Annotated in this window: 13 protein-coding genes; all 13 read left to right on the forward strand. The window is 69.9% G+C overall.

Annotated elements, in window-relative coordinates; genetic code table 11:
• Window position 1: 1 nt before the first annotated feature.
• The 13 genes from alaS (at window position 2) to P3F85_RS06440 (ending at window position 12783) form a co-directional block, all read left to right on the forward strand.
• Complete coding sequence (gene alaS / locus P3F85_RS06380; RefSeq protein ID WP_374010405.1) at window positions 2–2659, forward strand: alanine--tRNA ligase; 2658 nt, start codon at window positions 2–4, stop codon at window positions 2657–2659.
• Window positions 2660–2665: 6 nt separating this feature from the next.
• A complete protein-coding gene (gene ruvX / locus P3F85_RS06385) occupies window positions 2666–3133 on the forward strand; it encodes a Holliday junction resolvase RuvX (RefSeq protein WP_374010406.1) in 468 nt (155 codons plus the stop codon).
• 118 nt (window positions 3134–3251) lie between these two features.
• Window positions 3252–4742 carry an endolytic transglycosylase MltG gene (mltG, locus tag P3F85_RS06390; protein WP_374010407.1) on the forward strand — a complete coding sequence of 497 codons (1491 nt, stop codon included), beginning with the start codon at window positions 3252–3254 and terminating at the stop codon, window positions 4740–4742.
• Between the two features lies 1 nt (window position 4743).
• Window positions 4744–5955, forward strand: coding sequence for a shikimate dehydrogenase (locus P3F85_RS06395; protein ID WP_374010408.1), 1212 nt, complete (start codon window positions 4744–4746; stop codon window positions 5953–5955).
• A gap of 35 nt (window positions 5956–5990) precedes the next feature.
• Window positions 5991–7199 (forward strand): chorismate synthase, encoded by a 1209-nt coding sequence (gene aroC / locus P3F85_RS06400; RefSeq protein WP_374010409.1) that lies wholly within the window; start codon window positions 5991–5993, stop codon window positions 7197–7199.
• Between the two features lie 5 nt (window positions 7200–7204).
• Window positions 7205–7735, forward strand: a complete 531-nt coding sequence (locus P3F85_RS06405; RefSeq protein ID WP_374010410.1) for a shikimate kinase — start codon at window positions 7205–7207, stop codon at window positions 7733–7735.
• Window positions 7732–8811, forward strand: coding sequence for a 3-dehydroquinate synthase (gene aroB, locus P3F85_RS06410; RefSeq protein ID WP_374010411.1), 1080 nt, complete (start codon window positions 7732–7734; stop codon window positions 8809–8811). Before P3F85_RS06405 ends, aroB begins: the two co-directional genes overlap by 4 nt.
• Window positions 8812–8813: 2 nt before the next feature.
• Window positions 8814–9251: a type II 3-dehydroquinate dehydratase gene (locus tag P3F85_RS06415; RefSeq protein WP_374010412.1), complete on the forward strand. Its 438-nt coding sequence runs from the start codon at window positions 8814–8816 to the stop codon at window positions 9249–9251.
• Window positions 9252–9355: 104 nt separating this feature from the next.
• Window positions 9356–9919 carry an elongation factor P gene (efp, locus tag P3F85_RS06420; protein WP_374010413.1) on the forward strand — a complete coding sequence of 188 codons (564 nt, stop codon included), beginning with the start codon at window positions 9356–9358 and terminating at the stop codon, window positions 9917–9919.
• On the forward strand, window positions 9920–10336 hold the full coding sequence (nusB, locus tag P3F85_RS06425; RefSeq protein WP_374010414.1) for a transcription antitermination factor NusB: 417 nt from the start codon (window positions 9920–9922) through the stop codon (window positions 10334–10336).
• The gene (locus P3F85_RS06430) at window positions 10333–11046 is read left to right on the forward strand and encodes a DsbA family protein (RefSeq protein WP_374010415.1); all 714 of its coding nucleotides are present in this window, start codon (window positions 10333–10335) and stop codon (window positions 11044–11046) included. The genes nusB and P3F85_RS06430 overlap by 4 nt, the downstream gene beginning before the upstream one ends.
• A gap of 196 nt (window positions 11047–11242) precedes the next feature.
• Window positions 11243–11815, forward strand: a complete 573-nt coding sequence (gene pyrR / locus P3F85_RS06435) for a bifunctional pyr operon transcriptional regulator/uracil phosphoribosyltransferase PyrR (RefSeq protein ID WP_374010416.1) — start codon at window positions 11243–11245, stop codon at window positions 11813–11815.
• Window positions 11812–12783 carry an aspartate carbamoyltransferase catalytic subunit gene (locus P3F85_RS06440; RefSeq protein WP_374010417.1) on the forward strand — a complete coding sequence of 324 codons (972 nt, stop codon included), beginning with the start codon at window positions 11812–11814 and terminating at the stop codon, window positions 12781–12783. The genes pyrR and P3F85_RS06440 overlap by 4 nt, the downstream gene beginning before the upstream one ends.
• The last annotated feature ends 4 nt before the right edge of the window (window positions 12784–12787 follow it).

The raw sequence follows: 12787 nt of genomic DNA on the forward strand, positions 1-12787 counted from the left end.
CATGCAGACCGCTGAAATCCACCGCCGCTGGCTCGACTTCTTCGCGAAGCGCGGCCACACCGTCGTCCCCTCCGCCTCTCTGATCAGCGACGACCCGTCGCTGCTGTTCACGGTGGCCGGGATGGTGCCGTTCGTGCCGTACCTGACCGGCGTGGTCCCCGCGCCGTTCCCGCGGGCGACGAGCGTGCAGAAGTGCATCCGCACCCTTGACATCGAGGAGGTCGGAAAGACGCCGCGGCACGGCACCTTCTTCCAGATGGCGGGCAACTTCTCCTTCGGCGACTACTTCAAGGAGCAGGCCATCACGTTCGCGTGGGACCTGCTGACCACCTCCGAGGAGGAGGGCGGCCTGGGCTTCGACCCGAAGGATCTCTGGGTCACCGTCTACGAAGAGGATGACGAGGCGCGCGAGATCTGGCAGCGCGTATCCACTCTGCCTCCGGAGCGCATCCAGGACCTCGGCAAGGACACGAACTACTGGTCGACAGGCCAGCCGGGACCGGCAGGACCCTGCTCGGAGATCTTCTTCGATCGCGGCCCCGCTTACGGCGCCGACGGGGGACCGGCGACCGACGACGACCGCTACGTTGAGATCTGGAACCTCGTCTTCATGCAGTACCTCCGCGGCGAGGGCGACGGCAAGAAGGACTTCGAGATCCTCGGCGACCTGCCGAAGAAGAACATCGACACCGGCCTGGGGCTGGAGCGCGTCGCGTTCATCAAGCAGGGCGTCGACAACATGTACGAGATCGACCAGGTGCGTCCGGTGCTCGATCGGGCGGCCGCGCTGGCGAACAAGCCGTACGGCAACGAGGCGCACGAGGACGACGTGCGGCTCCGGGTGGTCGCCGACCACGTGCGCAGCGCCCTCATGCTGATGGCCGACGGCGTGACGCCGTCGAACGAGGGCCGCGGCTATGTGCTGCGCCGGCTGCTGCGCCGCACGGTGCGCGCGATGCGCCTGCTCGGCGTCGAGACCGCCACCTTCCCGGAGCTGTTCCCGGTGTCGCGCGATGCGATGAAGGCGGCGTACCCGGAGGTCGGCACGGAGTTCGACCGGATCTCGCAGCTGGCCTACGCGGAGGAGGAGACCTTCCTGCGCACGCTCGCGGCCGGGACGAGCATCCTGGACACCGCTGTGGCGTCGACGCAGAAGGAGGGCCGCAGGCAGCTCGCGGGCGACACCGCGTTCCTGCTGCACGACACCTACGGATTCCCGATCGACCTCACGCTCGAGATGGCGGAGGAGGCGGGGCTCAGCGTCGACCGCGGCGCGTTCGACAAGCTCATGTCCGACCAGCGCTCGCGCGCGAAGGCGGACGCGAAGGCGAAGAAGACGGCGCTGGCCGATCTGTCGGTCTACAGCAGCTTCCGCTCGCTCGGTGAGACGGTCTTCACCGGCTATACAGAGCTGGAGACCGAGTCGAGCGTGCTCGGCCTCATCGTCGACGGCCGCTCCGTCGACCGGGCGCGCGAGGGACAGCTCGCCGAGATCATCCTCGGCGCGACGGCGCTGTATGCCGAGTCCGGCGGTCAGGATGCGGACGCCGGCACGATCGTCGGGCCCGGGTACGAGCTCGAGGTGCTCGACGTTCAGAAGCCCGTCAAGGGACTCATCAGCCACAAGGTGCTGGTCCGCAGCGGCGAGGTCGGAGTCGGAGCGCCCGCGACGAGTGTCGTGGACGCGGACTACCGCCGCGGTGCGCGCCAGGCGCACTCGGGAACGCACATCATCCACGCGGCGCTCCGGCAGGTGCTGGGATCGAACGCGCACCAGTCCGGTTCGTACAACAAGGCCGGCTACCTGCGCCTCGACTTCTCCTGGAACCAGGCGCTCTCGGCCGAGACCCGCAGCGAGATCGAGGAGATCTCGAACAACGCGATCCGGCAGAACCTCGAGGTCACCACCCGCGAGCTGCCCCTCGCGGAGGCGAAGTCGCTCGGTGCGATGGCGTTGTTCGGCGAGAAGTACGGCGACGTCGTGCGGGTCGTCGACATCGGCGGCCCCTGGTCGCGCGAGCTCTGCGCCGGCACGCACGTCACGACGAGCTCCGAGATCGGGATGATCAACCTGGTCAGCGAGTCGTCGGTCGGTTCGACCAACCGACGTGTGGAGTCGCTGGTCGGCCTCGAAGCGTTCAAGGATCTCGCTGTGGAGCGCACCATCGTGTCGCAGCTGTCGAGCTCCCTCAAGACGCCGCGCGAGCAGCTGCCGGAGAAGATCGCCGACCTCATGGCGAACCTGAAGGCGGCCGAGAAGCGCATCCAGGCGTTCGAGGCTCGCGCGGTGCTCGACAAGGTGCCTGCACTGCTCGAGTCGGCGACCCGTCGTGGCGCGGTGACCGTGATCGCGGAAGACGCGGGAACGCTGAATACGGCGGACGACCTGCGTCTGCTGGTCACGACCGTCCGCGAGCGGCTCGGGTCGGATGCGGCGACGGTCGCGCTGGCAGCCCGAGCCGGCGGCAAGCCGGTGGTCATCGTCGCGACGAACCAGGCGGCACGCGACGCCGGCGTCAACGCCGGTGCGCTGGCGAAGACCGCGGCCGGAGTGCTCGGCGGCGGCGGAGGCGGCAAGGCCGACCTCGCCCAGGGCGGCGGCACGGACCCGGACGCGATCCCCGCGGCGTTGAGCGCGGTCGTTTCGGCGATCGGATAGCACCGCGTGCGCAGTGGGGTGCGGATCGGCGTCGACGTCGGCAAGGTGCGAATCGGCGTGAGCCGGTCCGATCTCCACGGCATGCTGGCCACCCCGGTCGAGACCGTCGCGCGCTCGAAAGACGCTGAGGATCGCCGCCGGATCGCCGCGATCGTCGGGGAACTCGGAGCCTTCGAGGTTATCGTCGGACTGCCGCTCGCGCTCTCGGGCGCGAGAACCGCCTCCACCGCGGACGCCGTCGGTTTCGCCGAGTCGCTGGCCGCAGAGGTCGGAGTCCCGGTGCGGCTGGTGGACGAGCGCCTGTCCACCGTGTCGGCGACGAACGCCCTGCGAGCGTCCGGCAGGAACAGCAAGAAGGCGCGTCCCGTGGTGGATCAGGTCGCGGCCACGATAATTTTGCAGCACGCCCTCGATGTGGAACGCGCCACGGGCCGTCCGCCCGGTGACACCGTCGAAACGAGCATTGGACAGTAGCTTGTCTCAGAACCCCCCAGAGCGGCCGCAGCCGCCCGTCTTCCCGGCCGTGAACCGTCCGCTTGAGCCGAAACCGGCGTCCGCGACGGAGCCGACGGCGGCCGACGGGCGACCGCCGATGACGCGTCGGGAGGCCCGCGCTGCACGTGAGGCGCAGGAGCGCACCGGCCAGACTGCTCCGGCGCCCGGCGCTCCGGCGGCCGGCGCTCCGGGGGCCGGCGACCAGCCGCTGTTGCCGGCCGAGTCGTTCGCGGCGCCGATCTCATCGCCGACGCCGACTCAGGAGACGCCGGCCGACCGGGCCGCCCTCGCGGGCCTGGACTTCGACGCGGTCATCACCGGACCGATCGCGCAGGTCGAAGAACCCCAGCCGGTGGGTGCGGCCGCACGGCACGGGACGGCCGAGCAGACGGCCTCGCACGATGACCATCCGGCGCGTACTGTGTTCGGAGTGCTGGATACCGAAGACGATACCGATCACGACGGACACCCTCTGGTCTGGCGTCAGCAGAATTACCTCTCGCACGACGAACTGCCGAAGAAGAAGCGCCGCTGGGTGAAGCGGCTCATCGTCACGATCGTGGTCCTCGGCATCCTGGGCGGCATGGCGGGTGCTGCGTACGCCATCTTCCAGCCCCAGATCGCGAAGGTGCAGAACGCGCTGTTCCCGCCCGAGAACGACTACAAGGGCAGCGGCACCGGCGAGGTGATGTTCACGATCACGTCGGGGGACGACGGCTCGACGATCTCGAACAACCTGGCCAAGGCCGGTGTCGTGAAGACGTACGACGCCTTCTACTCGCTGCTGCTCCGGCAGAAGCCGGAGGCGCAGTTCCAGCCCGGCGTCTTCAAGCTGGCGAAGCAGATGAGTGCGGCGGCGGCACTCGCTGCGCTGCAGGATCCCGCGTCGCGCGTGGAGAACACCGCAGTCATCCCCGAGGGGACGCCGGAGAAGGACATCCTGCAGACGGTCGCCGACGCCACGAAGATTCCGCTGGCCGACCTGCAGACGGCGGCGGCGACGCCCGCGGCGTACGGGCTCCCGCCCGAAGCGACCTCCCTCGAGGGCTTCCTGTTCCCGGCGACGTACACGTTCGCTCCGGGGACCACTGCGCAGCAGGCGATCAAGACGATGGTCGACCGGATGTTCCAGTCGCTGGACGAGGCCGGGGTCGCCCCCGCCAACCGGTGGAGCACGGTCGTGCTGGCGTCGGTCGTGCAGCGCGAGGCCGGGCTCAAGGACGACTATCCCAAGGTCGCCCGGGTCTTCCTGAACCGTCTGGCGCAGGGCTGGGACCTGCAGTCCGACGCGACCGTCGCCTACGGGACCGGCCACACCGACCGGGTGACGACGACGGACGCCGAGCGCGCGGACGCCTCCAACCCGTACAACACGTACGCGCACCCCGGTCTCCCGGTCGGTCCGATCTCGAATCCGGGCGACCTGGCCATCAACGCGGTGCAGCATCCTGCCGACGGCACCTGGATGTACTTCGTGACCTGGAACCTACAGACCGGAGAGACGATCTTCTCCACCACCCAGGCCGAGCACGACGCCGCGGTGGAGAAGTGGCAGCAGTGGATGCGGGACAACCCCGGGTTTGGATGACATGGACGAGCGTTCGCGCGATGAAGACCTGGCCGAGCCGGCCGTACTCGAGGACGACGACGTGACGGTCGCCGACGATGTGAGCGGTGCGGATGTGAGCGGCGCCGACGCGGACGCTCGGCCGGCCATCGAGGACGGCCCGGCTGAGGCGTCGGCCGAGGCCGCGATCGCGCAGCTGGTCGAGGCGGAGCGCCAGGCGCAGGCCGAGGAGGCGGCGGTCGCCGAGGCGGAGGAGGCGGCAGAGCGCGAAGAGCCGGACGACGCCGCGGACGACGCCGCTGACGACGCCGCGGACGCGCCGGCGCCCGCGAAGACCGCATCCCGCGCACCGGCCAAACCGCGCAAGGCCAAGGCGCCCAGCCGACGTCTCGCGGTGCTCGGCTCTCCGATCGGCCACTCCCGTTCGCCCGAGCTGCACCGCGCGGCGTACGACGCGCTCGGCCTCGACTGGTCGTATGAGGCCATCGACGTGGCGGAGGAAGCGCTCCCGGACTTCATCGCCGGACTCGGCCCGGAGTGGCGAGGGCTGTCGCTCACGATGCCCCTGAAGAAGGCCGTCCTCCCGCTGCTGGCCGAGACGGACCGCATCGTCGAGCAGACCGGCGGTGCCAACACCGTCCTCATCGACGGAGACGCCCTCCGCGGGTTCAACACCGACGTCGAGGGGATCGTCCGTGCCCTGCGGGCAGCCGGTCTCGACGAGGCGCGGTACGTGCACATCCTCGGCGGGGGAGCGACCGCCGCATCCGCCCTTGTCGCGGCGGCCGACCTCGGGGCCGAGCGTGTGGACGTGCATGTCCGCGATCTGGCCAGAAGCGCCTGGATCGAGCCACTCGCGGGCGACCTCGGCCTCCGCGTGCGCATCCGGCCGTTCTCGCAAGCGGACCGCTCTCTCGACGTCCCGGAGCTGGTGATCAGCACGCTCCCCGGCGGCACGCTGACCGAGGCGGTCTACACCGACTCCACCCGCCGGCGCTCGACGCTCTTCGATGTGGCCTACGACCCGTGGCCGACGCCGCTGGCGCGGCAGTGGGAGGCGGTCGGCGGACGCGTCGTCTCCGGACTCGCCATGCTCGCGCACCAGGCGCTGCTCCAGGTCCGCATCTTCGTCTCCGGCGACCCGCTGCAGCCGCTGGAGGACGAGGACGCGGTGCTCAGCGCGATGCTCGAGGCCGTCGGGATCGACGAGCAGGGCGCTCCGCTGGAGGCCTGAGCGGCGCGCCTGAGCCGTTGTGCCAGAATCGAAGAATGCTTCGTTGGCTCACGGCCGGGGAATCCCACGGTCCCGAACTCATCGCCGTCCTCGAGGGACTCCCCGCAGGCGTCCCCGTTTCGCTGGATGCGATCCGCGCCGATCTGGCGCGCCGCAAGCTCGGTTACGGCCGCGGAGCCCGGATGAAGTTCGAACAGGATGCGCTCGACCTCTCGGGCGGCGTGCGCCACGGGCTGAGTCTCGGAAGCCCGGTCGCCCTGCGCATCGGCAACACCGAGTGGCCCAAGTGGGTGGATGTGATGAGCGCCGAGCCGGTCGACCCGGCGGTGCTCGCCTCCGGTCGCGGCGCCCCGCTGACGCGGCCGCGTCCCGGCCATGCCGACCTGGTGGGCATGCAGAAGTACGGCTTCGACGAGGCCCGCCCGGTGCTCGAGCGCGCCAGCGCCCGGGAGACCGCCGCGCGCGTCGCTCTCGGCGCGGTCGCGAAGGCGTTCCTGAACGAACTCGGCATTACCCTCGTAAGCCACACGCTCTCGATCGGGCCGGTCCGGGTGCCGGAGGACGCGCCCCTCCCGCTGCCCTCCGACGTCGACACCCTCGACGCCGACCCCTTGCGCTGCTTCGACCCGGCCACCTCCGAGCGCATGGTGCAAGAGGTCGACGCCGCGCACAAGGACGGCGACACCCTCGGCGGCGTCGTCGAGGTCCTGGCCTACGGCCTCCCGCCGGGGCTCGGCTCGTACGTGCACTGGGACCGCAAGCTCGACGCTCAGCTTGCCGCCGCTCTCATGGGGATCCAGGCGATCAAGGGCGTCGAGGTCGGCGACGGCTTCCTGACTACCACCCGTCGCGGGTCCGAGGCCCACGACGAGCTCCTCGCCGAGGACGGCACGATCATCCGCACCAGCGACAAAGCGGGCGGCACCGAGGGCGGCATGAGCACCGGCGGAGTCCTGCGCGTCCGCGCGGGCATGAAGCCGATCGCGACCATCCCGCACGCCCTCCGCACAGTGGATGTGGCGACGAGCGAGGCCGCTCCGGCCCACCACCAGCGCTCCGACGTCTGTGCCGTGCCCGCCGCGGGCGTGGTCGCAGAAGCCATGGTCGCGCTCGTGCTCGCCAACGCCGTGCTGGAGAAGTTCGGCGGGGACTCCGTCACCGAGACGGCCCGCAACCTCCACGGATACCTCGACGGCATCCCGGCGAATCTCACGACGGAGCGCTCGGCCGCTCCGTACGCCTGACCGCCGTGCCCCGGGCAGATACCATCGCGCTGATCGGTCCGCCGGCAGCGGGCAAGTCGCGGGTCGGCAAGCGGCTCGCCAAGACCCTCGGCGTTCCCTTCGTGGACACGGACACGGTGGTCTCTGCGGAGCACGGTCCGATCCCGCAGCTCTTCGCCGAGCACGGCGAGCCGTACTTCCGCCGTCTCGAACGGGCGGCGGTGGCGGAAGCACTCCGCGGCCCGGGCGTGGTCTCGCTCGGCGGGGGAGCCGTACTCGACTCCGAGACGCAGGCCGACCTGGCCGACGTGCGCGTGGTGCTGCTGACCGTGCGCGCCGAGGCCATCGCGAAGCGGATCAGGAACGGCAAGCGCCCGCTGATCACCGATCTGGAGTCGTGGAAACGGCTGGTCGCCTCCCGCAGCGACCTCTACCGATCGCTGGCGGACTATACAGCCGACACCTCGTCCCGCCCGATCGACACCATCGTGGCGGAGATCGCCGCCTGGGTCACCGGTGCGGATCCGGCCGGCGCAGCAACGGAAGGACACGCATGACCGACGCCCCCACCGAGATCCTCGTCTCGGGCACGGAGCCCTACCCCGTCCTCGTCGGACGCGGCCTGCGGTTCGATCTCGCATCCCATCTCGGCACCGGCGTGGCCAAGGTGCTCGTGGTGCACCCGCCCACGCTGGGCGCTGCCGCTGCCGCACTCCGCGAGTCGCTGCTCGACCGCTACGAGGTGCTGCTGGCCGAGATCCCGGATGCGGAGGCGGCCAAGCGCATCGAGGTCGCCTCGTTCCTGTGGCAGATCATGGGGCAGGCCGACTTCACCCGCTCGGACGCGGTCATCGGCTTCGGCGGAGGCGCGGTCACGGACCTCGCCGGTTTCGTGGCGGCCACGTGGCTGCGGGGCGTGAAGCTCATCCAGGTGCCGACGACACTGCTCGGGATGGTGGATGCGGCCGTCGGAGGCAAGACCGGCATCAACACGGCCGAGGGCAAGAACCTGGTCGGTGCGTTCTACGCGCCCGCAGCCGTGATCTGCGATCTGGACACGCTCAGCTCGCTTCCGCGCAACGAGCTCCTGGCGGGCTTCGCCGAGGTCGTCAAGTACGGTTTCATCGCCGAGCCCGAGATTCTCGACATCCTCGAAGCCGACGTCGACCGTGCGACCGACCCGGAGTCGCCCGAGTTCCGCCGGCTCGTGGAGCTGTCCATCGGCATCAAGGCGCGCGTCGTGGGGGAGGACTTCACCGAGCAGGGCCTGCGCGAGATCCTCAACTACGGCCACACGCTCGGGCACGCGATCGAGCACGCCGAGCGCTACCAATGGCGTCACGGAGCGGCGGTCTCCGTCGGGATGGTCTACGCCGCGGAACTCGCACGCCTGAGCGGGCGACTGGGCGACGAGGCCGTGGACCGCCACCGCCGCATCCTGGAGTCGCTCACCCTGCCGGTGAGCTATCCGCTCGGCCGCTGGCAGACGCTCCTCGCCACCATGCAGCGCGACAAGAAGGCGCGGGGCAGTATGCTGCGCTTCATCGTGCTCGACGACGTGGCCCGCCCGACCGTGCTGGCCGGCCCGGACCAGAGCCTGCTGTTCGCCGCATACCAGGAAGTGGGTTCGTGACCATGGCCGGAATTATGGTCCTCAACGGGCCCAACCTGGGCCGCCTGGGCACGCGCGAGCCCGATGTGTACGGTTCGGGGACGCTCGACGACCTGCGCGCCGCGCTGCAGCAGGACGCGGAGGGCGACATCATCGACCTGCGCCAGACGGACGACGAAGGCCAGCTGCTCCGCTGGCTGCACGAGGCCGCGGATTCCGGTGCGCCGGTCATCCTGAACGCGGGAGCCTGGACGCACTACTCATTCGCGCTGCGGGATGCCGTCTCGCTCGTCACGAAGGCCGGCGGCACCGTGATCGAGGTGCACCTGTCGAATCCGCACGCCCGCGAGGAGTTCCGGCACACGAGCGTGATCACCGCGGTGGCGACCGGTGTCGTCGCCGGGTTCGGCTTCGAGTCGTACCGGATGGCGCTCGCCTTCATTCGCCGAAACGGGCGCTGACGTCTAGAATCTTGTGGGGTCGCTGCGCGCGATCCGCCGTGGGCCGCCTCTGAACGAGTGCGGCGACCACCCGAATCTTCACACCGAACGAACGGAACATCCTCTTGGCTTCAACCGCTGACATCAGAAACGGCGTCGTCCTCAGCATCGACGGGCAGCTCTGGAGCGTGATCGAGTTCCAGCACGTCAAGCCGGGCAAGGGCGGCGCGTTCGTCCGCACCAAGCTGAAGAACGTCACGACGGGCAAGACCGTCGACCGCACCTACAACGCGGGCGCCAAGATCGAGATCACGAACGTCGACCGCCGCGACTACCAGTACCTGTACCAGGACGGCGCCGACTTCGTCTTCATGGACACCTCGGACTACGACCAGCTCACCATCCCGGGCCCGGTCGTCGGCGATGCCGCCAACTTCATGCTCGAGAACCAGAACGTGACGGTCGCCCTCCACGAGGGTTCGCCGCTGTACGTGGAACTCCCCGCGTCCGTCGTGCTCGAGATCACCTACACCGAGCCGGGCCTCCAGGGCGACCGTTCCACCGGCGGCACCAAGCCGGCGACCGTCGAGACCGGCTACCAGATCCAGGTCCCGCTGTTCCTGGAGACCGGCACCAAGGTCAAGGTCGACACCCGCACGGGCGACTACCTGGGCCGCGTCAACGACTAGATGAGCGCTCGGACCAAAGCGCGCAAGCGCGCGCTCGATGTGCTGTACAGCGCCGACCTGCGGCAGACGCCGCTCCGTCAGGCGCTGGCGACCGAGGCCGAGCGCGCGGCGAGTCAGCCGTCGCGCGAAGCCTCGTGGCTCTACGCCCGCGAGATCCTCGACGGCGTGATCGAGCACCAGGACGAGATCGACGAGCAGATCGAGACGTACGCCCAGGGCTGGACGCTCGCCCGGATGCCCGCCGTCGACCGCGCCATCCTTCGGATCGGCGTCTGGGAGATCCTGTTCAACGATGAGGTGCCCGAGGGGGTCGCGATCTCCGAGGCCGTCGAGGCCGCGACCGTGCTCTCGACCGATGACTCGGCCGGGTTCGTGAACGGGCTGCTCGCCAAGATCGCACAGAACGCCACGGCGTGAACGGCCGTCTGCGCCGTGCGGCGGCGGCGATCGTGCTCGCCGCCGGTGTGGCGACCTCCGTCGCGGCGTGCTCGCTGCTGGGCGGAGCATCCACTGTCCCGGTGGCGACGGACGCGCCCCCGAAGGGCACGGACGGTGCCGTCGACTTCGACGGCGGCTTCATCACCGCCGGCGACGGGGCGAAGAAGGTCGACATCTGGTTCGACGCGATGTGCCCGGTCTGCGGCGCGTTCGAGAAGGCGAACGGCGCGACGATCGCGGGCGCCGTGGACGACGGATCCATCACCCTGCGGCTGCACCCGCTGACCTTCCTCGACGCAGCCTCCAACGGCACCGGCTACTCGACGCGTGCGGCGGCTGCGCTGACGTGCGTGGCTGTGTCGGATCAGAGCGCGGTGCTGCCGTACTACCAGGCGCTGTTCACCGATCAGCCGGAGGAGAACTCCGACGGGCTGAGTGACACAGAGCTGGCGAAGCGCGCGAGCGGCGCGGGCGCGGGCGACATCTCCGCGTGCCTTGCCGACAGCGGACCGTACAAGGCGTGGGCGCAGCTCAACACCGCCAACTCGCAGAAGGGCCCGATCGAGGTCGACGGCAAGAAGGCACTCGACACGATCAAGGGCACCCCGACCGTCCTCGTGAACCGCAAGCAGTATCCCGGCGCCGTGGACGACAAGAAGGCCTTCACCTCCTTCCTCGCCACCCACTGACCCCCCACCCCTCCCACCCTTCCCGCCCCTTCCCGCTTCAGCCGAGGTGCACGTGGTGGTCGATATTCGCGCCGAATAGCGACCACAACGTGCACCTCGGCGGCGCGGGAGGGAGAGGGAAGAGGGTGTGCTGGTAGGGTGAGGGGACGTAGGCATCCTTTAACAGCCGTCCTGTGAGGCGGGGAAGGAGGTCGGCATGACAGCGCGAACCGTGCTGCAGCAGGCTGACATATCCCGGGCGTTGACTCGGATCTCCCACGAGATCCTGGAGTCCAACCGGGGAACGGACGATCTGGTGATCCTCGGGATCCCGACCCGCGGCGTCGTGCTCGCGCGGCGGATCGCCGAGAGCATCCAGCGCATCGAACCGGCGGCTGTGTCCTCGCCCGCCGAGATCGTGGGCGCACTCGACGTGACGATGTACCGGGACGACCTGTCCCGCCACCCCACGCGCACCCCGCAGCCCACGTCCCTCCCCGGTTCCATCGACGGCAAGACCGTGGTGCTGGTGGACGACGTGCTCTTCTCGGGCCGCACCATCCGTGCCGCGCTGGACGCCCTCAGCGACCTGGGCAGGCCGCGCGCCGTGCGCCTCGCCGTGCTGGTCGACCGCGGCCACCGCGAGCTGCCCATCCGCGCCGACTTCGTCGGCAAGAACCTACCGTCGGCGGCGTCCGAGCGCATCTTCGTGCGCCTCGCCGAGGTCGACGGCGAGGAGTCGGTCACGATCGACGAGCCCACCGTCGACAAGCCGGGGGTGGAGGCATGAGGCACCTGCTCTCGACGCGCGACCTGGCGAGGGACGACGCCATCCGGCTGCTCGATGTCGCCGAGGACATGGCGGACGTGCAGGAGCGCGAGGTCAAGAAGCTGCCGACGCTGCGCGGCAAGACCGTCGTCAACCTGTTCTTCGAGGATTCGACGCGCACCCGGATCTCGTTCGAGGCGGCGGCGAAGCGCCTCTCGGCCGACGTCATCAACTTCTCGGCCAAGGGCTCCAGCGTCTCCAAGGGCGAGAGCCTGAAGGACACGGCACAGACGCTCCAGGCGATGGGGGCGGATGCCGTGGTCATCCGCCACGGCTCGTCGGGCGCACCGCAGACCCTCGCGACCAGCGGGTGGATCGACGCGGGCATCCTGAACGCCGGGGACGGCACGCACGAGCACCCCACGCAGGCCCTCCTCGACGCGTTCACCATGCGCCGGCGGCTGCACGGCGCGGCTTCCCGCGGCAAGGATCTCGACGGCGTGAGCGTGACGATCGTCGGCGACATCCTGCACTCCCGGGTGGCCCGCTCGAACGTCTGGCTGCTGCGCACCCTGGGCGCGCACGTCACCCTGGTCGCACCCCCGACCCTGCTGCCGGTGGATGTGTCGGGCTGGCCGGTCGAGGTCGGGTACGACCTGGACGACGCGATCGACTCGGGACCGGACGTCGTGATGATGCTGCGCATCCAGGCCGAGCGGATGAACGCGGCGTTCTTCCCGACCACACGCGAATATGCGCGGCGCTGGGGGCTCGACGGGGAGCGACTGGCGCGCCTGAAGGCCGATAGCATTGTGATGCACCCCGGGCCGATGAACCGTGGGCTGGAGATCTCGGCCGCGGCCGCGGATTCCCCGCGCTCGACAGTTCGGGAGCAGGTCGCGAACGGCGTCTCGGTCCGGATGGCAGCCCTGTACCTGCTGCTGTCGGGTGCCGGTCCGGAGCAGACGGTACGGCAAGGTGGTGTGTGAGGTG

The sequence above is a fragment of the Leifsonia sp. T36S-04 genome, assembly GCF_042465655.1.
In the GTDB taxonomy this organism is placed as follows: Bacteria; Actinomycetota; Actinomycetes; order Actinomycetales; family Microbacteriaceae; genus Leifsonia.